We start from the raw sequence: 22167 nt of genomic DNA, 5'->3' as shown, positions 1-22167 counted from the left end.
GGAGGAAGCCGGCTTGGCTTCGCAATCCTGTTTCAATGACACGGCACGCCGCTTGCGGATTTGATCTCAGTCAAATGGGCGAACAATTGGTGGATCAGCGTCATGTTGCTACCCCTCAGGTCACCTGACATCGGGATAGCTTTGCGCGTTGACATTTGGGCGCAATCAATATATGAACAATGTTCAATTTTTAATTGATCCAAGGCAGGATGTCTTCCGTGACCTATCCGATCGGCATGAGGATTTGCAGCAGCGGCGTTTACGCCCCGCGCAACCGGCGGCCGTCTACCGAGCTTGATGCCATTTACCGCCAGCCCGCCGGCTGGACGCAGGCCCGTTTCGGTATTTCGGAGCGCGGCGTCGCGGCGGCCGAGGAAACCAGCTCGGTCATGGCAGCGCGCGCGTGCCGTATCGCGCTGGATGAGGCCGGCTGGGGCGACGAATTCGACATCATCGTCGGTAGCTGCGGGGTGATGGAGCAGCCCATTCCCGGCACTTCCGTCCTGGTCCAGCATGAACTGGGCCTGGCCAAATCCGGGATCCCCTGCTTCGACGTCAACATGACCTGCCTGTCCTTTCTCAATGCGCTGGACGTGGTCAGCCTGGGCTTCGCCGCCGGGCGGTGGCGCCGGGCATTGATCTTTTCCAGCGACATCGCCTCGGCAGGCCTCGACTTCAAAAACCCCGAAATGTCAGCCATTTTCGGCGACGGCGCCGCCGCCGTCTGCGTCGAAGCCGGTAACGGCGATGGTCCGGCCATCCTGTCGGCGCGCTTTGCCACACTCAGCAGCGGCAAGGACCACGCCCATTTGCGCTCAGGCGGGACGCGCGTGCGCGTCGAAGACGGATTCGACGCCATCCGCGACGGTGCGCGCTTCCACATGGACGCCTTCGCCATCTTCAAGGCCGCCGGTCGCCACCTGCCGAAGATGATCGATGAGACGGTTGCCGCCGCCGGCTTGAGCCTCGATGGGATCGACCATCTCATCTGCCATCAGGCCAGCCATCCTGCGCTCGAATATGTCCGCCATATCCTCGGCAACCGGCCGGAACGCGTCGTTGACATCTTCGCCACCCACGGCAACCAGATCGCCGCCTCGCTGCCGACCGCCTTGTGCCAGGCGCGCGCGGAAGGCCGGCTTCATTCCGGCGCACACGCCCTCCTGCTTGGCACCTCGGCGGGCATCAGCATGGGCGCCATGGTGTTACGCCTGTGAGCCGTGTGCTTGTCACCGGCGCCACCGGCGGGTTGGGCATTGCGGTCGTCCAGTCGCTGCTTGCCGAGGGACACGCCGTTCGCGCCACCGGACGCCGGGATGCCGGGGACCGTTTCAAGGGCGCTGAGTTTGTCCGCGCCGATCTTCTCGATGCCGAGGCACCGCCCCTCCTTGTCGATGGCATCGACGCCATCATCCATTGCGCGGCCTTGTCGAGCCCCTGGGGCGCTTACGATGATTTCTACGCCGCCAATGTCATGGTGACGCGCCGGCTGCTGGCAGCGGCGCGTCAGGCCGGCGTGCGCCGCTTCATCTTTATATCGTCACCATCAGTCTATGCCCGAACGAGCGATCAACTGGCTCTGAACGAAAACGACCCGATCGCTGAAAAGCCGCTCAACGCCTACGCCGCCACCAAGGCCATCGCCGAGCACGAGGTCATGGCTGCGTCCGATGACGCAATGGCCTGCGTGAGTTTACGTCCACGCGCCATTGTCGGGCCTGACGACAGCGTCTTGTTGCCGCGCATCCTGCGGCTGGTAAACAAGGGCCGCTTTCCGCTGCTGCGCGACGGGCATGCGCTGGTCGAACTGACCGATGCCCGCGACGTAGCCCATGCCTCCTTGCTGGCGCTCAAGGACCGCCCGGAGACGGCAGGTCAGGTCTTCAATATTTCCGGCGGCCGCGCCATGACCATGCGCGCCATGATCGAGGCCCTGGCGGAACGCCTAAACAAACCCGTCCGCTTCGTCCCCCTGCCCTATCCTTTGGCCGAAGCCATGGCCCGCGCAGGCGAATGGCTGTGTGCCCGTCTGCCCGGCCGGCCTGAGCCGTTCGTCACGCCCTACGGATTGGCCGTCCTGGCCTTTTCGCAGACCTTCGACCTGACCAAGGCGCGCGATGTGCTAGGCTACACCCCGCAATACGACGCCTTTTCCACGGCGCGCGACGTCGCAGGGAGCCGAACGCCATGACTGTCGCCAGTTGGCATATCCTGAAGGTCGGCGCCTGCCGCCACCCGGAAATCATGACACGACGCGGTGGCCACCTGTGCCCCGTCAACTTCCCGGCGCTCGTGGGCCTGATCCTGCACCGTGACGGGCCGGTCCTGTTCGACACCGGCTATCACGCCCGCTTCTTCGCGGCGACCGAGACCTTCCCTGAACGTTTCTATCGCTGGGTCACGCCGGTCCAATACAGCGAAGCCGACAGCCTGACGGCGCAGCTTCGCCGCTTCGGCCTGGAACCCGCCGATATCCGCGCGATCTTCGTCTCGCACTTCCACGGCGACCACGTCGCCGGTCTGACGGAGTTTCCCCAGGCACGGGTCTTCTGCGCCCGGGCCGGCCTTGAACTCTTAAGCCGCGGGGGCCGCTTCACGCGTGTCCGTCAGGGGTTGCTGAGCACGCTGGTGCCGCGCGCGCTCGACGCCACCTGCTTCGAGGACCTGCCGCGCATTCCCCTCCCCGATCAGCTCGCGCCGTTTGCCGAAGGCATCGACCTGTTCAAGGACGGCAGTCTGATCGCTGTCGAGTTGCCCGGCCACTGCCCCGGTCACTGGGGACTGTGGGTCAATGCCCATCCCGAAGCCTTCTTTATCGGCGACGCCGCCTGGACCATGGCCGCCATCCGCGACGGCGCACCGCCGCCGGCCCTGACGACCGGACTGCTCGGCGACACCGGCGTCTATCGCGACACGCTCAAAAAAATCCAGGCGCTGCAGGGCAAGGTCGAGATCATCCCCTCCCATTGCGAGGAGACGGCAAGCAAATGGGCGAGCCATGGCGTTTGAGGCCATCACCGCCTATAGCGATGCCCGCAAAACCTGGACACCCGCCAGCCTGAAGCAACGCCAGGACCGTCTATGGCGGCAATTGCGGACGCAGTTCGTGGCCAGTCCGGCGCTGAAGGCATTCGCCAACACGCCCCTGGATGACCTGCCCATTGTCAGCACCGACGTCTTTCGCGCGCGCTTTACCGACTATAACACGGCGGGCCTGAGCACAGATGAGGCGATGGCCGCAGCTTCGCGCGCCGAGGCCGGTGGTGTGGGCGACCTGCCCGGTGCATTAAACGCCGGCTTTTCGACCGGCACAGGCGGGGGTACGCGCGGCCTGTTCGTCACCTCGCCTGCCGAGCGCGCGACCTATTCCGGGCGGTTGGCGGGCAAGCTTCTGGCGCCATGGCCCTTAATACAGTTGCGCCGCATCGCCGTTTGCCTGCGCGCTCGCAGCCGGCTCTATGATCGCGGCGGTATGCGCTTCTTCGCGCTTGGCGAGACCGATCGCGATGACGCCATCGCCCGCTTTGATCCACACATGCTGATCGCGCCGCCGCAGGTCCTGATTGATCTTGCCGCGTCCGGGCATCGCCTGCCGTCATTGCGGCACCTCTACTACGGCGCTGAGACACTCAATGCCTGTGAACGCGCCTTTGTCACCGAAGGGTTGGGCCGCCGCCCCGCCCCCATTTACCAGGCGACCGAAGGCTTTCTAGGGGCGCCGTGTGCGCACGGAACCCTGCACCTAAACGAAGATGGTCTCATCATCGAACGCGAGGACGTCGGCGGCGGGCGCTTTCGGCCGATCGTCACCGACCTGCTGCGCCATACACAACTGGTCGTGCGGCTAAGGCTCGACGACATTTTGAAACCGTGCACCTGCCCCTGCGGCTCGGCACTGTCCGCCGTTGAACCGGTCGAAGGTCGTATCCAGGACATCTGGCGCTGGGGCGGCCAAACCGTCTTTCCGGCCGAGGTCGAAACCGCCGTCAGCCAGGTCATTCCGGCGCATCATCGCTGGTGCGCGACAGGCAGCGCGTCCGGTATCGCCTATGCCTGCGAGCACGATGGCGATGCCAGAGCGATGGCCAAGGCGCTTGCCCCGTTCGGTCAAGCCTTGGTGCGCATCCCTTATGACCGCGCGCTCGACTTCCCCAAGCGCCGACACGTCAGGTGGCAGCCATGAATATCCTGCTGACCGGCACGCGGTCGCCCGTCACGCGCGATCTGGCCCTGGCCTTTGCCGCCTGCGGACATCAGGTCCACGGCATCGACAGCGTCGATGGATCGGTGGCGCGGCCGGTGCTCGACAGCTTCACGCGCTGCGCCGCTCCGGTGCAACAGTTCGATCGTTTCGCTGAGGATGCCCGCACCGTCGTCGATCGCCTCAAGCCCGACCTGATCATTTCCTTGTGCGAGGACATCTTTTACTGGCGGTGCGCATCCATGCCAGACTGGCCGCTGTTCACGCCGGATATGGGCGTGCTGATGCAACTCCATTCCAAATTCGCCTTTATCGCACTGGCGCAGTCTCTGGGCCTCCCTGCCCCCAAGACGCAGCGCCTGGACGGCCCAACGGAACGGCCGGAAGCCTGCGTCTTCAAACCGGAGTTTTCGCGTTTCGGCGTCAGCGTCCGGATAAAACCCAGCCAGGCGCCACAGGCGGCTCCGACCGCAAACCCGTGGCTGCGCCAGGACTGGATCGACGGCGAAGACCTGAGCGCGCACGCCATTACCCGAGACGGCCAGTTGCGTGCAGTTGCCATCTATCGCTCGGCGTGGCGCGCCAAGGGCGGTGCCAGCTATCACTTCGATCCGGTCGAACCCGAAATTGCGCCAGCCGTCGAAGCCATGATGGCGGCTCTGGCTTCGGCGCTTAACCTCACCGGACAGTTCGGCTGCGACCTGCGCCGCGACCGTCACGGCCAGTTGTGGCTGATCGAGTGCAATCCGCGCGCAACCAGTGGGCTGCATCTGCTGGCACACGACCCGGAAGGTCTGAGCGCGGCCTTTACCGGCAGCGGCGCCGGGGTCTTGCGCGCCCGCACACCGGCTTGCCTCGGTCCCGCCATGTGGCTCTACGGCCTGCCGCAGGCGACCGCGACGGGCCGGCTCGACCAATGGTGTCATGACTTCGAATGTAGCCGCAATGTCCTGGCGGGACGCGGCTGGGCGGCGGCGACCGATGCGATGGCCTTCACTGTGCGCGCAGTGTTTCAAGGTCGAAGTCTTCAGGCGGCCATGACGGCGGACATCGCTTGCGATCGAGACCTGACATGCAACTGAACAATGCCGAGGTCCGCTTCGACACAATCACGATCGCCGGCGAAGCGGTCTCCGCCGCCGTACCGTATGGCCGTAATCGCTGCTGGCTGACCTCACTCACCACAGCCATCGGCCCCATGGCGCGCGAAGAGGCCCGCCGGGCGATGCGCGGTCCCGAACTTTGGGGCGCATTGCTCCTAAGTCACCTCATGCAAGCCGTCGCAGCGATGTTGCGCGTCGATCACGTCGTCTTCCCCGAACATTACCTTTTGTCGACCAGCCTCTACGCGCCTTCGCCTGAACGGATGGTCACCATCGCAGAAGGCCTGACGAAGGCCTATCCCGGTCACGCCATCGTCGTACGCTCACTGACTACCCCGCCGGCCGGCCATGTCGCCTGGCCATTCCGCGTCGTCTGGATCATCGAGGACGTCGCGCACGAATGGGCGCCGCGCCGCGACAGCCGCCGCGATCTGGTAACCCTGGAAGCCATGCGTCTCCAGCCCCATCACTTCGCGGACACGGTCGATGAGGCCCGCCTGAACCGCTGTCTCGACCTCTATCGCGGCCTCTATATCGACACCTATTCCGCCTATAATCCGGACTACACAGCCATCGGCATCGCGCAACTGATGCAGGCCGGGCGGCTGGTGCTATACACGCTGGAAACCGAAGACGGCGATATCGAAGCCTTTTGCGCCGCCCACCGCAACAATGAGACCCTGACCTTACCGCTTGTCGGTTACAACCGGACGCGGCCGCAAGCCGACGGCCTCTACCGCGCCATCATGGCGCATATGGCGCTTCAGGCTTCGCACCAGGGTCTGAAGCTCAACCTGTCGGCCGGTGCGCCGCATTTCAAACGCCATCGGGGAGCCAAACCATGGATGGAGTATCTGCTGATCGTCGACCATCACTTGCCGATCTGGCGGAGGCTGGGTTATCGCCTGATCGCACGCGTGTTACGGACACTGGAACCCCGGATAGCCAGGGCCGCCGGGGCGTGAACCTGCCCGCCGGCATCGAAAAGGCCTGGTTACCCGTGGCCTTGTCGCACCGCGTCGGAGCGCGCCCCGTGCCGGTAAAGATCGCCGGCGTGCCGATCGTCCTGTGGCGCAGCCCGCAAGGCCTGCACGCCTTTCGCGACCGCTGCCCCCACCGCAACTATCCGCTTTCGCAGGGCCAGGTCGAAAACGGCCGGCTGGTCTGCCCCTATCATGGCTGGGCCTTTTCCGGCGACGGCGCCTGCGTTGATGTCCCCGGCTGCGCGGCGGGCGAGCTGAAACGCGTGACCGCCGAGACTGTCGGCGTCGCCGAACAGCATGGCGTCATCTTCGCCTGCCTCAAACCCGAAGACGACTTAGCCACAAGCCTTCCCGATATGCCGGACGGCCCTGATCACGATCACTTCTGGTGGGCCATGGAGCCCCAGCGCGCCAGGGTCTTCGATGCGCTCGACAATGTGCTCGATCCCTTCCACACCAACTTCATTCATAACGGCTATATCCGCGTCAGCCACCGCCGCCAGCGCGTCATCCAGACAATCCATACGTCCGAGACCAGTTTCGAGGCGGTCTATACGCAGGACACCGACTACGGCTGGATGTCGCGTGCGCTCGAAGGCCCACGCAAGGCCAGCCGCGGCCGTTACCTGCCGCCGGTTGCCTTCCAGGGTATATGGGAAGGGCCTGAGGGTTTGAGCCTGTGCGTCACTATCTGGTTCGTACCGGAGGACGAACACACCATCCGGCCGTTCGCCCGCTTCACGACGCGCAAGGCCCGTGGCCCAGCCTGGCTGAAAGAGGCCTTGATCCGGCTCTTCCTGTTCCGTGTCATCGATCAAGATGCAAAGGCGCTGACAGCGCTTCACGACAACATTGCGCGCTTCGGCGGCCCCGCCTTCCGCTCCGGCCCTGGCGACCGGTTAAGCGACAAGCTGGCGCGGCTCTACAATGGCGGCACACTCACGCCCGAAACCCTTGGTCCGTTCGAGATGTGGCTGTAGCGGGAACGGGGTTAGCCAGCCTGCGCGACGCGCCGGAACTGCCCTCTAACGCGATCCGTGCGCAGCGATGAACATGGCCACAGCAGCCTGACAGTAAGCCGATATCTCGCCCTCGCTCGTCGCACGCTCTGCGTCGAAATCCGCAACGATCAGAAGGTCCGCCCCCTTGAACAGCGCAGCGAACAGACGCGCAGACTGCCCGGGATTTGGCACCGAAAGGGCGTTGCTGTCGCGCAGACGCCGCAGCAGCTTCTCGATTTGGCTGAGGAATCTTACCGGACCCGCTTCGAAATATAACCGTGTCAAGCGGGCCTGGTTGGTCTTGTCCGACGCAATCATCTCCTCGACGCTTCGTACGTCCGGACTCAGTAAAAGTCGAAGAAGGCTGGTGCCGACCGCCAGCAACTGATCCTCGGCCGTTCCTTCGACGCCTTCGAACAGGGACTGGGGTGCGAAAGCCTGGCACCGTGCAGCGATGGCGGCGCTGAACAAGGCTTCCTTGTTTTCGAAGTGCTTGTAAATGCTGAGCTTGGAAATCTTAGCTTCGCGAGCGACCTTGTCCATGGTCGTCGCCTGGAAGCCGAGCTCACCGAACAGGTTGCAGGCGGCATCGACGATTTTTTCCGACAGGGCCGGATCGACAGGCCGGCCGCGACGGGCAGGGCTATTTTCATGACTGTTTTCAGGCATGGAAATAATGATACTTGACAGTATCCAAATTTGGGCGCTTTACGATACTCATGAGTATCAAATACGCCACCCCATGGATCAAAGTCAACATGTCCTTCCCATCCCCTCTTGTAAAAAATGGCCCGGCCCTGGTGTTCCTGGCGACGGTCATGACCACTCTGGTCGCCTGTCACGCGCCGGCAAAGCCCGAAACCAATAGCCGTCCGCGCGTTCTGACTTACCAAGTGGGTGCCGCCGCCGGAACAGAAACGGCCTATGCCGGCACGATCCACTCAAGGGTCGAACAAACCCTGGCCTTCCGGGTGGGCGGCAAGATTATTGAGCGTAAGGTCAATCTCGGCGACCGCGTATCTCCCGGGCAGTTGCTGATGCGGCTTGATCCGACCGATTACAGCGACGGCGTCGATGCCGCAACGGCAGCGGTTGCGGCAGCGCGCAGCGTCGCTGTCCGGGCCAATGCCAACTATGAGCGGGTGAACAGCTTGGCTGCCAGCGGATCGACCTCTGTCGACATGATCGAACAGGCGAGGGCAGCCAAAGACTCAGCCGATGCCAATCTGAAAGCAGCCGAGGCGCAGTTGGCGACCGTCAAAAACCAGCGCGCGTACACGGAACTGCGCGCCGATGTCGCGGGCGTGGTCACCGAACTGCCGGGCGAGGCCGGACAGGTCGTGACGGCCGGACAGCCGGTGATCAAGATCGCCCAGGCCGGCGCACCCGAAGCGGTTGTCGGCCTGCCGGAAGCCGGCCACATCATCGGCGAGGCAGCGCAAATCACCGTTTTTGGCGCGACGGGCGCCGTCTATAACGGCCGTCTGCGTCAGGTGTCTGCAGCCGCCGATCCGTCCACACGCCTTTTCGAAGCGCGCTACGTGCTCGACGCCAGCCTTACCGACGCGCCTTTGGGCTCAACCGTTCAGGTTTCCCCGGACGGCGTGAAGGCGGCATCGTCTTCGCTGGACGTGCCCTTGTCGGCGCTGGTCGACAAGGGCAGCGGCACTAGGGTCTGGGTCATCGACGCCAAGGGGAGCGTGCGGGCAAGACCGGTGAAGGTCGCGCGCTTCAATGAGGAAACCGCAACCCTGTCGTCCGGCCTCTCGCAAGGCGAAGTCGTCGTCGCAGCGGGCGCGCAACTGCTCAATGAAGGCCAGGTCGTGCGTGCCATCCGGGGAGGCACGTTGTGAGCTTTCCCAACCTGTCTGCCCTGGCGGTGCGTGAACGCGCCGTCACCTTGTTTCTCATTCTCGCGGTCCTGGCCGCCGGGACATTCGCTTTCATAAAACTGGGCCGGGCTGAAGACCCGCGCTTTACCGTCAAGATCATGACCGTGACTGCCGTGTGGCCCGGAGCGACAGCAAAGGAGATGGACGAAAACGTCGGCGATCTCCTCGAGAAGCGCCTCCAGGAACTGCAATATTACGACCGCGTCGAGACCACGGCGCAGCCAGGTGTGTTGCAGGCCAAGGTCATCCTGAAGGACTCGACGCCACCGTCAGCCGTGCCGGACCAATTCTACCAGGTGCGCAAGAAACTGTCCGACGAAGCCCGCAACCTCCCCAAGGGCGTCTACGGTCCCTTCTTCGACGACGAATTCAGCGACGTCTATTTCTCGCTCTATGCCATCCAGGCGAAAGGCCTGCCGAACCGCGACCTGGTGAAACAGGCGGAAACCCTGCGCCAGCAACTGCTTCAGGTTCCGGGCGTCCAGAAGGTCAGGATACTGGGTGAGCGGCCCCAGGCGATCTTCGTCGAAATACCACAGGCCAGACTGGCGACCCTGGGCATCAACGCGCAGGACATCATGGCCGCGCTGCGTGGCCGCAATGACGTCACGCCTTCGGGGGCCGTCGGCACCGTCGGTCCCAGGATACAGATCCGGCTCGATTCCGGTCTCACCTCGCTTGACGACGTGCGGAATGTGACGTTCAGCGTGCGCGGACAGTTGCTCAGGATTGGTGACTTTGCTGAGGTCCGCCGCGGCTACGAAGATCCGGCCACCTATGAAATCAATCATGCCGGCCAACCGGCGGTCGTCCTCGGCGTCGTCATGGCGCCGCGCTATAACGGCCTGACTCTTGGCAAGGCACTGGAAAAGGAAGAGGCGGGCATGCGGGCGCAGCTTCCACTGGGCGTCAGCTTCGCCAAGATTTCGGACCAGGCAAAGGTGATCCACCATTCGGTCGATGAGTTCATGGTGAAGTTCATCGTCGCCCTGGGCGTCGTGATGCTGGTGTCGCTGGTGGCGCTCGGCTTCCGCGTCGGCCTCGTCGTCGCCGCCGCCGTTCCCCTGACCCTGGCCATCGTTTTCGTCGTCATGCTGCTCACCGGTCGCGACTTCGACCGGATCACGCTCGGCGCGCTGATCATATCGCTGGGGCTGCTCGTCGACGACGCCATCATCGCCATCGAGATGATGGTCGTGAAGCTGGAAGAAGGCTTCGATCGGGTCAAGGCCGCGACCTACGCCTGGACCACGACCGCGGCGCCTATGCTGTCGGGCACGCTGGTTACCATCCTTGGCTTTATTCCTGTCGGCTTTGCCCAGTCCTCGGCCGGGGAATATGCCGGCAACATCTTCTGGGTGGTGGGTTTTGCCCTGATTGCGTCGTGGGTCGTCGCAGTCACCTTCACACCCTACCTGGGCGTGGTCATGCTGCCGGACATCAAGCCGAAACCCGGCCATCATTCGATGTACGACAGCAAGGGCTATGCGACTTTCCGCAAGCTGGTCAGGCTCACCGTAGATCACCGCTTGCTGACGATCGCGATCACCGTGGGTCTGTTTCTTCTGTCCGGTGCTGGAATGATCCTGGTGAAGAAGCAGTTCTTCCCCAACTCCGACCGGACCGAACTGACCATCGAGGTCAAGATGCCTGTCGGCAGCGCGTTTGAGGCGACGAAAGCCGTCACGGCACGCATCGAAGCGGACGTTATGAAGCAACCCGAAGCGACCGACGTCTCCGCCTATCTGGGACGCGGAGCCCCACGCTTCTTCTTCTCGCTCAACCCCGAACTGCCCAACCCCGCCTATGCCCAGGTCGTCATCCAGACAAAGGACGTCAAGGCGCGCGCAAAGCTGAAAGAGCGCCTGGAGACGTGGACGAAGGAAGGCCGCTATCCGCAGGCCCGCGTGCGGGTGACACAGTTCCTGTTTGGCCCGCCCGTGCCCTACCCAGTACTCTTCCGTGTCATCGGCCCGGATGAAGCCGGCATCATGAAGGTCGCGGAAGAGGTGCGCGCCGTCCTCGACCACAATCCCAATGTCATCAATCCGCATCTCGACTGGGGTGAAAGGACGCCGATCATGCGCTACGTCATCGACGACGCCCGCCTGGCCCAACTCAACCTGACCCGCCAGGCCGTGGACTTCCAACTGCAAGGGCTCGTTTCGGGAGCTGCGGCGACCCAGATGCGCGACGGGACACGCACGGTCGATATCGTGTTGAAAACGCCGGCCAATGAGCGGCGCTCCCCGTCGGACCTGGCCGGAATGACGGTCGTCAATACACTGGGCCAGGCAATCCCGTTAAGCGCGGTCGTGCATCAGGTTGCCGACACAGAGAGCCAGCAGATCAAGCGTTATGACCGCGACCTGTTCGTCAGCGTCCAGGGCGATGTCCGCGAAGGCCTTCAGCCACCCGACGTAACGGCGGAACTGTTGCCGAAGCTTGAGACCATCAAGGCCAGCCTGCCTGCCGGGTACCGGATTGAGACCGGCGGCGCCGTTGAAGAAAGCGCCAAGGCCAATGTCGCCCTGGTCGCGGTCGTCCCGGTGATGATCCTGCTGACCCTCGTCGTGCTGATGATCCAGGTGCGGACCTTCTCGACCATGTGGATGGTGTTCGCGACCGCTCCGCTCGGCCTGGTCGGCGCCGTGCCTACCATGCTGCTGTTCAACCAGCCTTTTGGCTTCAATGCGATCCTGGCACTGGTAGGGCTGTCGGGTATCCTGATGCGCAACACGCTGATCCTGGTGCAGCAAATCAGCGACAACAAGGCGCACGGCGCGACGGACTATGAAGCGATCATCGAGGCCACCGTCCGCCGCGCACGCCCGGTCATACTGACGGCGGCGGCGGCGATGCTGGCCTTCATTCCCCTGACCCATTCGGTATTCTGGGGCGCCCTGGCCTTCGTGCTCATCGGCGGTGTCGGCGTCGGAACCGTTCTCACACTAGTCTTCCTGCCGGCGCTCTATGCGTTCTGGTTCAATGTCCGCAAGCCGCAAAGCGAGACGACACATGCATAAACTCCTCATGCTTTTGCCGGTATTGGGCGTGCTCAGCGCATGCACGACACCCACGGCCAACCTCCCTTCAGCACCGGCGCCGGCGACGTGGCATGCCCCTGCCACCTCTCATGGCAACACCGAGTGGTGGACAGAGGGCAGCGACGAGACGCTCCTAAGCCTGCTGGCGACAGCCGACCACAACAGTCACGAGATCAGGATTGCTGCCGCCCGCCTTCGCGAGGCACGTGCGGCCCACGTCACGGTCAGGTCTTTCCTGTTTCCAGACATTGCTGCCGCCGGCGTGGCACAACGCGGTGATATCGGCCTGACCTATGGAAACCGGACGCTCAACATCGCCCAGGGCCAGTTGAACGCCAGCTACGACCTCGATCTCTTTGGCGGCTTGAAAGCACGATCAAAGGCAGCGAAGGCAAGCGCCGCGACCGCCGAAGCCTCGCTTCAGGACGTCAGGGGCGCGGTCCGGCTGGAGATCATCGCTGCCTATATCGGTCTGCGACAGAGCCAGCAGACCCTGGCCAGCCTCCGGACGACGGCGTCGTCGGCCCGCGACATTTCTGCCAGCCTGCGCGAGCAGTGGCAGAAGGGGCTGATCACCGAAGGGCAATGGCGAGCAGCGGACAGCGATGCCCGGACGGCCGAGGCCAGCGTCAGCCGCCTGACTGATGCGTGCGAGCAGTATCTGAATGTGCTCAGCATCCTGACCGGCGACGATGAGATGGCCTTGCGGGCATCGCTGACGACCGCCGCGGACGTTCCGAACTTCCGGCCCTCGGATGCGATTGCGGCGCCCACGGCCATTCTGCGCGATCGGCCCGACATGAAGATGGCTGAGTCCAACCTGACGGCTGCGCGGGCATCGACGCGCTCCGCCCAGGCATCGCTGTTTCCCAACCTTTCGCTGGGCGCCTTTTTCGGCAGTCAGGATACCAGTGCCGGACCCAGGGTCGATGTATGGAACACGGCCGCAACCATTTACCTGCCACTGCTCAATTTCGGCCGCGTCAGAGGCCAGATCGACGCGGCCTCGGCCCGAGAGATCCAGGCCTATGAAGCCTACCGCCTCACCGCCATCTCCGTGCTTGCCGATGTGCGGACAAAATGGGTCGCAGCCGAACAGGCGGAACTCAGGGCCCGATTGGCCACGGAAGATATGCAGGCATCGTCCCGCCGCCATGCCGAAGCGGACCGTCAGTATGGCGCGGGCCTGATCCCGAAAGTCGCATGGCTTGCCTCCATCCTCCACCTTGAGGCATCGCGCCGCACGCTTATCGATGCCGAGGCGGACCGGTCGATGACTGCCGCCGCGCTTTACCGGGCTCAGGGCCTCTGACCTTTCGACCAACATACCGTCAAACAAGGAATATATTATGTCCAACGACAGAGTTATCGTCATAACGGGCGCCTCTTCAGGCATCGGCGAGGCGACGGCCCGTCTCCTGGCTCAAAAGGGATATCGGGTATTTGCCGGGGCGCGCCGCGTACCTCAGGAGCCCTTGCCCCCTAATCTGGAATTCGGCGCCCTCGACGTCACCAGTGAGGCCTCGGTCACCGCTTTTATCGACTGGGTGCTGTCCGAAGCCGGCAGGATCGACGTGCTGATCAACAATGCCGGTGTCTCCCTGCTCGGCCCGGTCGAAAACACGTCCATCCATGAGGCGCAGGCCCTGTTCGATGTGAACGTCTTTGGTCCCCTGCGGATGATGCGCGCCGTTCTGCCGTCCATGCGTCAGGCTAGGCAGGGCCTGATCATCAACCTCAGTTCGGTCCTGGGCTTTCTGCCGGCGCCATTCATGGGGCTTTACGCCAGCAGCAAGCACGCACTGGAGGGCATGTCGGAGTCCCTGGACCATGAGGTCCGTGAATTCAACGTCAGGGTCGTCCTTGTCCAGCCGTCCTTTACCAACACGAACCTTGACACGAACTCTGCCCAGGTGAGCGCGGCGCTTGGCACCTACGCCAGCCAGGTCGATGCAACGACCAAGGCCGTCGTCGCCCAGATCAAATCCGCGCCAAAGCCCCTATCCGTTGCCAGGAAAATCCTGGCGGTGATCGACGGCCCCTATCGCATGCGCCAGCCAGCCGATGGCAAGGCCAGCCTCTTGAGCCGCCTGCGCCGGTTCATGCCGGCCAGCGCCGTCGACAGCAGTCTTCGCAAAAGCTTTGGCTTCAAAACGTAGCGCCGCCGACTGCCGTCACGCAAGCCCCGCCCGACCTACTTCTTGCACAAACGGCTGATCATGTTCGGTCCTTCGGCTTTAATCAGGCCGAGGCTATAGGGAAGCTGCATGTACTCCCTGTTCTTTCCCGCAGGATCGAGGCCCTGATAAAGGAATTCCAGGGGCGTGCAGGCATCAATAGTGAGCGTCTGATCCTCACCTGCGCGAATGAGTTCGCCATGGGACACGCCTTCGGCCCAGGCCTTTCCCTTGAATTTCACATTATCGGCGCTGGCGAACACGTTCATATCTTCACCCAGCGGCGTCCATTCGCCGTTCAGTTTGTCGCTTGTCCAGGCGCGGAAATAACGTCCCTTCGGGCTAATAGCCTCGACCAGCGTCAGGAAGGTGTTTGTTCCCTTGACCCTGTAGGTATTGCTGGCCTCGAAGACGTCGTCGCGCGTACCTTTGATCGCCACGGTCGTATTGTGGAAACCCTCCGGGAATTGCTTCAGAGGCGTCTCCGCACGAAAGAATGAGCCGTTGTCGTTGGTAAAGAACAGGTAGCAGGTCTGGTCGTCGCAGATGACCCAGAAGTCCAGCCAGGCCGGGTTGCCGTCGGGTTGCTTGACCACGTCCGGAACCACATTGAAGAACGGCTTCGGCGCGCTCCATGACAGGGGATCGGAGATGTCCGTGCTGGTCGAGTACATCGGGTCGCCCCCCTGGTACACCAGGTACCAGAGCTTCTGCGGGGCAAAATAGAAGACCTGAGGCGCCGCGCGGTAGCCGGGCCCCATCGGAGACTTATCGAGAGGGACGATCGGTGCTTTGGGGGCATCCTTCCAGTCAGAGAAGCTGGAATAGGCCAATGCCCAGCCGTTCTCGGCGGCGGTCGTCATGAACACATGATACCGCCCGTCGTGATAGACGACCGACGGGTCCTTGACACCGTAATGCTTTATGGCGCTGTCCTTGGGCGTCGTGATCAGCGGAGGACTGGATTTCCAGCTGAAGCCGCTCAATTCGGCGGAGTGCGCCAGTACTGGGACAGCGATGAGCGCCGTGCAAATTATCGGCAGCGCTCGCTTGAAAAAGTCATTTGTCATGGCTGTCCCCGTCTTAGCGCGACAAGCTGTGCTTGGTAAGCACGATCGCAGCGCCACCGCCGCGCGCCATCGTGACCTTGAGTTTATCCAGGTTCGACGCCGTTATGGTTGTACGTTCGACATCATTGGCTGTTGCGCCATCCTGCCACAATACAACATCGTACTGTCCAGGCGCCAGGAAGTTCAGGGCTATGTCGACCGTCCGCGCCTGTTCGTTATTCATGGCGCCGACATACCACCGGTCGCCGCTGCGTCGGGCGACGACGACATGGCTTTCGGGCGTGCCGTCGACAAACCGGGTCTCATCCCAGGCGGTAGGAACGGCTTTGATGAAGTCGAAGCCGGACGCATCCTTGTAAGCGACCGGGTCGTCTGCGACCATTTGCAACGGGCTTTCGTACACCACATACTGCGCCAGAGCCTGCCCACGGGTATAGCGGACGCTCGGCATGATTTCGCTCTGCTTATAGGTCTCGGGATAGGAGTTGCGGAAACCGCCGGGCGTATAGTCCATCGGCCCCAGCAACATGCGCGTATAGGCCAGTTTGACATTGTGGGACGGCGTGATCTGCGCCCACTCGAACTTGTTGTACTCGGCCCCCATTACGCCTTCCTGCGTAATATAGTTCGGATAGGTCCGGTTCAGGCCCGTTGGCGGAAAGGCCCCATGCATGTCCAGCAGCAGATGGCGTTTGGCCGTGGCCGCCGCCAGCCGCCCATAGAACTGGACCATTTCCTGGTCGTCACGCTCCATGAAATCGACCTTGATGCCCTTGATCCCCCAGCGCTGATAGGTATCCAGGACTTCGTCCATCCGGGGCTCGACGTGCTTCCAGTGCGCCCAAAGCATGAGCCCTACCCCTTTCTTGCCGGCGTAATCGACAAGGGCAGGCATATCGATCACCAGGTTCGCGTGGGTAATGTCGGTCTTCGGGTCCGCATCGCAACAGGGGGTCGCGTTCAAGGGCCAGCCGGCGTCGATCAGGAAGTAGGGCAAGCCGGACTCTGCGGCGAAGTCGATAAAGCGCTTGAAACGTTCCATCGTCGGCTTCTCCCCGGCGGTCGGGCCCGACCACCAGTCCCATGCCGCCTTGCCGGGCTTCACCCAACTGTAATCGCCCTTTGCCTGGGCCGCCAGGTTGCCGATCAGCGGCGACTCGATCAGATCGCCCGCGCGGTCAGCCGTCATGATCACGCGCCAGCCGCTTTGCAGCCCGTTTTCGGAGACGACCGAAATGTCCTTGCGGTCGAGGCGGCTGAACAGCTCGACCTGAAGGCCGTCCGGGCCTGGCTTCAGCGCCGAGCCGGCATAGCCTGAAATATCCGACTGGACGACGGCGTAGTGCGTGCGGCCGCTGGGCGACGCGCACACGACCGGATAATCGTACAGTTTCGACGGATCGAGTTGCGAGACCTTGATGGGGTTCCAGTAGTCTTCGTGTGACGTCTTGTATTCCGAGACGATACAGGTCGGATCTCCGGCCAGGCGGAAACCTGTCTTTTCGTCCACGACAGTGACCGCCTGGCCCACAGGCGTGAGGTACCGCCACGCAACGCCGTTATTATAGGCCCTGACTTCGATCGACAATTCGTGGTGCTGGCCGGAAGCTTCCCGGAAGGTCAGCACCTGCGACCGGTAATGGTCTTTCGCCGTGGCCGCCTTGGTCGCCGTCAGGCGATAGGTCTGGTTGCGGTCCCTCTTCCTGGCCTTGACCAGTTGAAGGTCCTGAAAATCCGGGGCGCCGTCCATCTGCAGGCCAAGCGCGGAGGTGGAGACGATTTCCTCCTGCTTTCGCGAAACAGTGTATCCGGAAGCGTCCGGCGCGATCCGGATTTCCAGACTTCCGTCCGGCGATGACACGGCAATATGGGCTGCCGCGGCGGCGGCAAGGAGTTCAAACATGGATATTTCTCGGGGTCGGGAGGATGGGAAGCAACGGGCAACTGTTGGCGTTACACGCGAACATTATTCGAGCAGTTCAACACCATCGGCTTCGAGGTGCAGCGTGCCGTCATAACTGTTCTTCGTAAGGGGACTGGTCTTTTTGCCGTCAATGGTGATGTCCTTTGGCCCGTACGACGCATTGACATAGAGCGTGCGGCCGTCGACGACACGGGCATAGACGCCTTCCGGCGTTTTGGGCCCGGGCACGATACCCAGCTGGGTATAGAGGCTGCGATACAAGGGCTGCATCACGGCAGGCTGTGCCGGCGTGGCGACATAGATGGCCTGGCCCTTGCCGAACTTGTTGACGGTCGCAATCGGAGGCGCGTCCGGAACGTTGGAGATACGTCCGATCACCTCGGCTGTGGTGGGTTCCAGCACTTCATAGAAGGTGATTGTGCTTTTGAATTCCTGGTCGCCGATTTTACCGGTCAGCGGCGCGTAATGGCGGTAGAACTCACGGGTTTTCAGGCCGAAGACATCCGTCAGACGCCCAGGCAGAGGCGTGCCGAACCACTGGTTGGTCTCGTCCACCTTGTCGGACATGGCGGTCATGATAACCGTGCCGCCGCCCTTGACGTACCGGCGCAGATTGTCGGCAGCGGCCTGGTTCATCAGGTATTCACCCGGCACGACGACCATTTTGTACCGGCTCAGATCTTCATGAGCGATATTGATAACCGCCACGTCGATATTGTCGTTGAACAGGGGCGCGAAGGCGTTGTGCTTCTGGTCCATGTACGACGTCGTCAGATACTGCTTGACCGTGTTCGACCAGCTTTCGGGTTCGGATGCGACCTTTGCCTCAAAGGAATAGGCGATGGCCGCCTGCGGCTCCAGCTTGCGCGGAAAGCCCAGCTTTTGCAGGGTCCGGAACTCGGACGCCATCCGGCCCCATTCGTCCAGCTTCCACGACGGGGTGTCGTCGTGGTCGACCAGGCCGAACAGGGCCTGTTCCTCGCCGCCCCGATGGGTGTTGAAGGTCCAGGCAAGCATGCCCTGGGCGCCGTTGAGCAGGCCGAAATAGCCCCACATGCGCGACCGGCCCTTCAGGCCGTAATAGCCGCCACCGCCGGCCTGGAACTCGACAAACCAACTGGGCGTAGGCAGTGCGCCACGCATCATCATAGTTTCGAAACCGCCGCTGATCGCATCGCCATTGTAGTAGCCGTGCGATCCGTGACTGACATAGTCCTTGTAGGTCGAGAGATAGTCAAAGCCCCGGCGTCCGGACGAATCCCACAGGTTCGATATGGCCGGCTTGTCCGGCGCGTTTCTACGCCGGGCATTCTCAAGGGTCATGAGCACGTCGACGCTGGCGTCGGACCAGTAGCGATGCAGGTCGAGATAGCGCTCAAACGGCCCCGGACCGTCACCGTACGGCAGTTCCACCTGCTCCCACGACGTCAGGGTACGCGACCAGCGTTGCGTCGCCCACGCCTGGTTCAGCGCATCCAGCGTGCCGTATTTCTTTTTCAGCCAGGCAACGAACCGGGTGCGATCCGCCGGTGAATACGACATGAAGCCGTTGCCGAGTTCATTGTTGTAGCCAAAGGCGATGACCGCCGGATGCTTGCCATAGCGTTTTGTCATGGTCTCGGCCAGGTCGCCAAGCAGCCGCAGATAGTCCGGATCGCTGATATTCTGCATGTAGCGTTCGGCCGGATACAGCCGGGTACCGTTCTGCGTGACCAGATCCACGGCCGGGTATTTTTGGTGCAGCCACAGTGGTGCCGGCTGGCCTGGAATATCGAGGATGACCTTGATGCCGTTGGCCTGCATCTCGTTCAGGACCGCGTCGAACTTGTCGAAGGTGAAAACGCCTTCAGCGGGCTGGAAATAGTCCCACGACAGGTCGCCGACGCGGACCACATTGAACCCGGCCTTTTTCATAAGGGCGATATCGTAGTGAATTTGCTTCGGCGTTCGGTCGACAGGCTGGTAATTGGCCCCGACGAACAGTCCCGCGGCCGGCGGAACCGACGGCAGTTTCGCCGGCTGCGCCTGCGCCGTCCCAGAGACAGCAATGAGGAGTGCTGCGGCACTCGCGACGAAAGCTTTCATGGTCATGACGATTATCCCCGGAACGTTATCTTGAAGGCGGCGGCGTGCGCGGATGGCGGCGATGCCGGCAGGTCGATTACCAGGGCGTTTGCCTCCTGACGGAAGGTGCACGGACGCTTCACCCCCAGCAATTGCACGCTCTTCACCTTGCGTGTTTCCTGTCCGCCTTGCTGCGCCAGCGACTTGACGGCTACGCTGCCCTGCGGCACGCCCAGCGTTATGGCATAGAGCGACTGGCCCTTCGTGGTGAACCGGATATCCTGCGGCGTGTAGTTGGCGCTTTCCTGGAAGGCGCCATGCGTTCCTGCGGTCGGCCCCTCTCCAAAAACTGTCCACGGCCGGGTGCCATGAATGGCTTCGCCGTTGACCTTCATCCACGCGGCCATTTCGTCGAGGAAGGTCAGGGTTTCCGGCGGCAAATCGCCTTCCGGATACTGCACGACGTTGAGCAGCATATTGCCATTCTTGCTGACGATATCAGCCAGCATATGGATGACACTCGTCGTGGTTTTGTAATTAAAGCCCTCGCTGTAATACCAGTCGCCCATGGACGTGTCGGTCTGCCAGGGCAGTGGATTGATGCCTTCCAGAACGCCGCGCTCGACCGTCTGGATAAAGGCTTCCTTGTAAAATTCGCCGGAGCCAAAATCCTTGCCGTTGTAGACAATTTCATTGCGGCCCGACCTGGCGATGCTCTTGTTATACATGTGGGCGACCAGGCTGCGGCCGACGACACCGAACGGCAGACCGCCGTCGGAATAGAGCAGGTCCGGCTCGTAGCTGTCGACCAGATCCTTGATACGGTTGTACCAGATCTGGTGAAATTTGGGATCCTTGGTGTACCAGGTGTCCGCCGTTCCACGATATGGTTCGTTGTGTTGGGGATGATAGAGGTCGGCGTACTTCGGATCGGCGCCATCGTAGGCTACGCCGTTTTCCGGCCACGTCTGGTTGTACAAATGGCTGGGATGGTACCAGTTGTGGCTGGCGCCGAGATGTTCGGACACGCCGAACCGCAGGCCGCGCTTGCGGGCCGCTGCTGCCCAAGCGCCCACAATGTCCCGCTTCGGTCCCATGGCGACGGCGTTCCATCTGTGGTGCTTTGAGTTCCACAGGTCGAAATTGTCGTGGTGCACGCCCATGCTGACAAAGTATTTGGCTCCGGCAGCAACATACCTGTCCATCAGGCTTTCGGGATCGAATTTCTCAGCCTTCCACAAAGGAATAATGTCCTTATAGCCGGACTTCGACGGCTGGCCGTAGGTCTTTACATGGTGATCGTAATGGGGATGCCCTGGGACATACATATTCCGCGCGTACCAGTCGCCGACGCGCGGCACGGCCTGAGGTCCCCAGTGCGACCAGATGCCGAACTTGGCGTCCCGGAACCAATCGGGCGCCTGGTAAGTCTTGAGCGATTCTGCGGTCGGCTTGAACGCCCCGCCGGCCATGGGCAGGTCGTACTGGACGGGTGTTTCCGTCTTACACGCCGCCGCTTCGCTTCCGGCCTGCACGGTCGTTGCCGCAGCGGTGCCGAGCGCCGCCAGGAGAGGCGCGCCGAGCAGTGTGCGTTTTGTCAGATTTACCATGGGTTCTTTCCTGATAAAGATGCGCCCAACGTGCCTTTGCACGGACGAGAGCAAGGGTATAAGCGGCTGTCGGAAGCCGCTTTAGTGACGCCCGATTATCGGGCCTGAGCCAGTCCTAGTCCTGGTGTAAGCATCGAAGTTGTCGCCTGACGGATCACTGGCACATACTCATGATCGGGCCGACATCGTTCAGGGACGCGATAGAACCGTCGCGGATGTCGATACCCTGTTCCTGCGCCACGCGATCCAGCATGACACCTTGTGCGGCTCCTGGGCCGCTGAAGTCGTAGGCAGGATCGCTTTGGGCCTCTTTCAGACGAATATATTCCGCACCTTCGGCGTCCAGGACGCCCAGGATCTGCGGCATCATCTCCCCCGTGAGGGCGCCGATGTGGACCAGCAGCACATGCGGAATGTCGCGACCATAGATCTTCTGTGACAAGACACGTGCCCGCTTGATCGCGGCGGTTACGTCACGCATGTAGTCCTTGCGCAAGGTCGCCACCGCCGTCGCGTCGCCCTTGGCGATGCAACGGGCATAGGCATCGGCATAGGCCCAGTCGTTAAGGGCGATGGTCACATCAGCGACCTTGTAGCCCTTGGTCTTCACGTACTGCATAATCTCGCCATGCGTGGCGTCCGTACCGGCGCTGAGGTTGGGAAAGCGCAGCCAGCGCCAGTCCTCCTGGCCCATCAGCGAAGCCAGGAGGGGTTCATTGGCGTCGATATCGGCCTTGAAGGCGTCGATCGAATTCTGCGACGCATTCATATGTGTAAAGCCGTGGTTGCCCAAGGGATATCCCGCCGCGCGCCACGCTTCCAGGACACTGATGGACGACGGGTCCCAGGTCAGGCTCATGCCGTTGACAAAGCCCCAGGCTTCCTTGACACCATGCGCCTTGAATGCCGCCAGAAAATTGTCGGCGACCTGCTGACGCGTCACCCCCGGCGGCAAGGCGCCGTGTACCGCCAGATCGTCCACCGTGACGGCCACCTGGAACTTTTCCTTGTCAGCCGCGACGGCCGCTCCGCACGTGAACATCATGGCTAAACCAACAGCCAGAAAAGGGGATAATTTCAATGATATCTCCTGTT

The 22167-nt window shown here is 62.3% G+C and carries 17 protein-coding genes; 11 read left to right on the top strand and 6 right to left on the bottom strand.

Features of this window, described 5'->3' with window-relative positions:
• Positions 1-218 precede the first annotated feature (218 nt).
• From AC1DON_RS03415 to AC1DON_RS03385, 7 genes are read left to right on the top strand one after another with little or no spacing between them, the layout of a single operon-like run.
• Positions 219-1217: a 3-oxoacyl-[acyl-carrier-protein] synthase III C-terminal domain-containing protein gene (locus AC1DON_RS03415; protein ID WP_476933323.1), complete on the top strand. Its 999-nt coding sequence runs from the start codon at positions 219-221 to the stop codon at positions 1215-1217.
• Complete coding sequence (locus tag AC1DON_RS03410; protein ID WP_476933322.1) at positions 1214-2191, top strand: NAD-dependent epimerase/dehydratase family protein; 978 nt, start codon at positions 1214-1216, stop codon at positions 2189-2191. Before AC1DON_RS03415 ends, AC1DON_RS03410 begins: the two co-directional genes overlap by 4 nt.
• Complete coding sequence (locus AC1DON_RS03405; RefSeq protein ID WP_476933321.1) at positions 2188-3009, top strand: MBL fold metallo-hydrolase; 822 nt, start codon at positions 2188-2190, stop codon at positions 3007-3009. The genes AC1DON_RS03410 and AC1DON_RS03405 overlap by 4 nt, the downstream gene beginning before the upstream one ends.
• The gene (locus AC1DON_RS03400) at positions 2999-4183 is read left to right on the top strand and encodes a cell division protein FtsA (RefSeq protein WP_476933320.1); all 1185 of its coding nucleotides are present in this window, start codon (positions 2999-3001) and stop codon (positions 4181-4183) included. The genes AC1DON_RS03405 and AC1DON_RS03400 overlap by 11 nt, the downstream gene beginning before the upstream one ends.
• On the top strand, positions 4180-5283 hold the full coding sequence (locus AC1DON_RS03395) for an ATP-grasp domain-containing protein (RefSeq protein WP_476933319.1): 1104 nt from the start codon (positions 4180-4182) through the stop codon (positions 5281-5283). Before AC1DON_RS03400 ends, AC1DON_RS03395 begins: the two co-directional genes overlap by 4 nt.
• Positions 5274-6269: a GNAT family protein gene (locus AC1DON_RS03390; protein ID WP_476933318.1), complete on the top strand. Its 996-nt coding sequence runs from the start codon at positions 5274-5276 to the stop codon at positions 6267-6269. The genes AC1DON_RS03395 and AC1DON_RS03390 overlap by 10 nt, the downstream gene beginning before the upstream one ends.
• Positions 6266-7267, top strand: coding sequence for a Rieske 2Fe-2S domain-containing protein (locus AC1DON_RS03385; RefSeq protein ID WP_476933317.1), 1002 nt, complete (start codon positions 6266-6268; stop codon positions 7265-7267). Before AC1DON_RS03390 ends, AC1DON_RS03385 begins: the two co-directional genes overlap by 4 nt.
• A 45-nt stretch (positions 7268-7312) precedes the next feature.
• Here the strand turns inward: AC1DON_RS03385 and AC1DON_RS03380 are convergent, their stop codons facing one another.
• Positions 7313-7957 (bottom strand): TetR/AcrR family transcriptional regulator, encoded by a 645-nt coding sequence (locus tag AC1DON_RS03380; protein WP_476933316.1) that lies wholly within the window; start codon positions 7955-7957, stop codon positions 7313-7315.
• A gap of 89 nt (positions 7958-8046) precedes the next feature.
• Between AC1DON_RS03380 and AC1DON_RS03375 the strand changes: the two genes are divergently transcribed.
• Genes AC1DON_RS03375 through AC1DON_RS03360 form a run of 4 tightly spaced genes read left to right on the top strand, consistent with a single transcriptional unit; the run spans position 8047 to position 14386 of the window.
• Positions 8047-9141, top strand: a complete 1095-nt coding sequence (locus AC1DON_RS03375; protein WP_476933315.1) for an efflux RND transporter periplasmic adaptor subunit — start codon at positions 8047-8049, stop codon at positions 9139-9141.
• The gene (locus AC1DON_RS03370; RefSeq protein WP_476933314.1) at positions 9138-12206 is read left to right on the top strand and encodes an efflux RND transporter permease subunit; all 3069 of its coding nucleotides are present in this window, start codon (positions 9138-9140) and stop codon (positions 12204-12206) included. The genes AC1DON_RS03375 and AC1DON_RS03370 overlap by 4 nt, the downstream gene beginning before the upstream one ends.
• Positions 12199-13539 carry a TolC family protein gene (locus AC1DON_RS03365; RefSeq protein WP_476933313.1) on the top strand — a complete coding sequence of 447 codons (1341 nt, stop codon included), beginning with the start codon at positions 12199-12201 and terminating at the stop codon, positions 13537-13539. The genes AC1DON_RS03370 and AC1DON_RS03365 overlap by 8 nt, the downstream gene beginning before the upstream one ends.
• Before the next feature lie 37 nt (positions 13540-13576).
• Positions 13577-14386, top strand: coding sequence for an oxidoreductase (locus tag AC1DON_RS03360; protein WP_476933312.1), 810 nt, complete (start codon positions 13577-13579; stop codon positions 14384-14386).
• Positions 14387-14421: 35 nt separating this feature from the next.
• Here AC1DON_RS03360 and AC1DON_RS03355 read toward each other — a convergent pair whose 3' ends face one another.
• The 5 genes from AC1DON_RS03355 to AC1DON_RS03335 form a co-directional block, all read right to left on the bottom strand.
• Positions 14422-15474, bottom strand: coding sequence for a glycoside hydrolase family 62 protein (locus AC1DON_RS03355; RefSeq protein ID WP_476933311.1), 1053 nt, complete (start codon positions 15472-15474; stop codon positions 14422-14424).
• Positions 15475-15487: 13 nt separating this feature from the next.
• Positions 15488-17377: a glycoside hydrolase family 97 protein gene (locus AC1DON_RS03350; RefSeq protein ID WP_476933310.1), complete on the bottom strand. Its 1890-nt coding sequence runs from the start codon at positions 17375-17377 to the stop codon at positions 15488-15490.
• A gap of 63 nt (positions 17378-17440) precedes the next feature.
• On the bottom strand, positions 17441-19489 hold the full coding sequence (locus AC1DON_RS03345; RefSeq protein ID WP_476933309.1) for a beta-galactosidase: 2049 nt from the start codon (positions 19487-19489) through the stop codon (positions 17441-17443).
• 5 nt (positions 19490-19494) lie between these two features.
• Positions 19495-21072 carry an alpha-L-fucosidase gene (locus AC1DON_RS03340; protein ID WP_476933308.1) on the bottom strand — a complete coding sequence of 526 codons (1578 nt, stop codon included), beginning with the start codon at positions 21070-21072 and terminating at the stop codon, positions 19495-19497.
• 154 nt (positions 21073-21226) lie between these two features.
• A complete protein-coding gene (locus tag AC1DON_RS03335; RefSeq protein ID WP_476933307.1) occupies positions 21227-22117 on the bottom strand; it encodes a polysaccharide deacetylase family protein in 891 nt (296 codons plus the stop codon).
• Positions 22118-22167 lie beyond the last annotated feature (50 nt).

The sequence above is a fragment of the Asticcacaulis sp. P4_H10 genome, assembly GCF_056400965.1.
The sequence above is the reverse complement of the archived record's forward strand: the minus strand, read 5'-3'. Positions and strand labels throughout refer to the sequence as shown.

Excerpts from the sequence above, each read along its gene's own strand:
- AC1DON_RS03405 (WP_476933321.1), top strand. The coding sequence starts at position 2,188 with ATGACTGTCGCCAGTTGGCATATCCTGAAGGTCGGCGCCTGCCGCCAC.
- AC1DON_RS03400 (WP_476933320.1), top strand. The coding sequence starts at position 2,999 with ATGGCGTTTGAGGCCATCACCGCCTATAGCGATGCCCGCAAAACCTGG.
- AC1DON_RS03395 (WP_476933319.1), top strand. The coding sequence starts at position 4,180 with ATGAATATCCTGCTGACCGGCACGCGGTCGCCCGTCACGCGCGATCTG.
- AC1DON_RS03390 (WP_476933318.1), top strand. The coding sequence starts at position 5,274 with ATGCAACTGAACAATGCCGAGGTCCGCTTCGACACAATCACGATCGCC.
- AC1DON_RS03380 (WP_476933316.1), bottom strand. The coding sequence starts at position 7,957 with ATGCCTGAAAACAGTCATGAAAATAGCCCTGCCCGTCGCGGCCGGCCT.
- AC1DON_RS03375 (WP_476933315.1), top strand. The coding sequence starts at position 8,047 with ATGTCCTTCCCATCCCCTCTTGTAAAAAATGGCCCGGCCCTGGTGTTC.
- AC1DON_RS03365 (WP_476933313.1), top strand. The coding sequence starts at position 12,199 with ATGCATAAACTCCTCATGCTTTTGCCGGTATTGGGCGTGCTCAGCGCA.
- AC1DON_RS03360 (WP_476933312.1), top strand. The coding sequence starts at position 13,577 with ATGTCCAACGACAGAGTTATCGTCATAACGGGCGCCTCTTCAGGCATC.
- AC1DON_RS03355 (WP_476933311.1), bottom strand. The coding sequence starts at position 15,474 with ATGACAAATGACTTTTTCAAGCGAGCGCTGCCGATAATTTGCACGGCG.
- AC1DON_RS03350 (WP_476933310.1), bottom strand. The coding sequence starts at position 17,377 with ATGTTTGAACTCCTTGCCGCCGCCGCGGCAGCCCATATTGCCGTGTCA.
- AC1DON_RS03345 (WP_476933309.1), bottom strand. The coding sequence starts at position 19,489 with ATGACCATGAAAGCTTTCGTCGCGAGTGCCGCAGCACTCCTCATTGCT.
- AC1DON_RS03340 (WP_476933308.1), bottom strand. The coding sequence starts at position 21,072 with ATGGTAAATCTGACAAAACGCACACTGCTCGGCGCGCCTCTCCTGGCG.
- AC1DON_RS03335 (WP_476933307.1), bottom strand. The coding sequence starts at position 22,117 with ATGATGTTCACGTGCGGAGCGGCCGTCGCGGCTGACAAGGAAAAGTTC.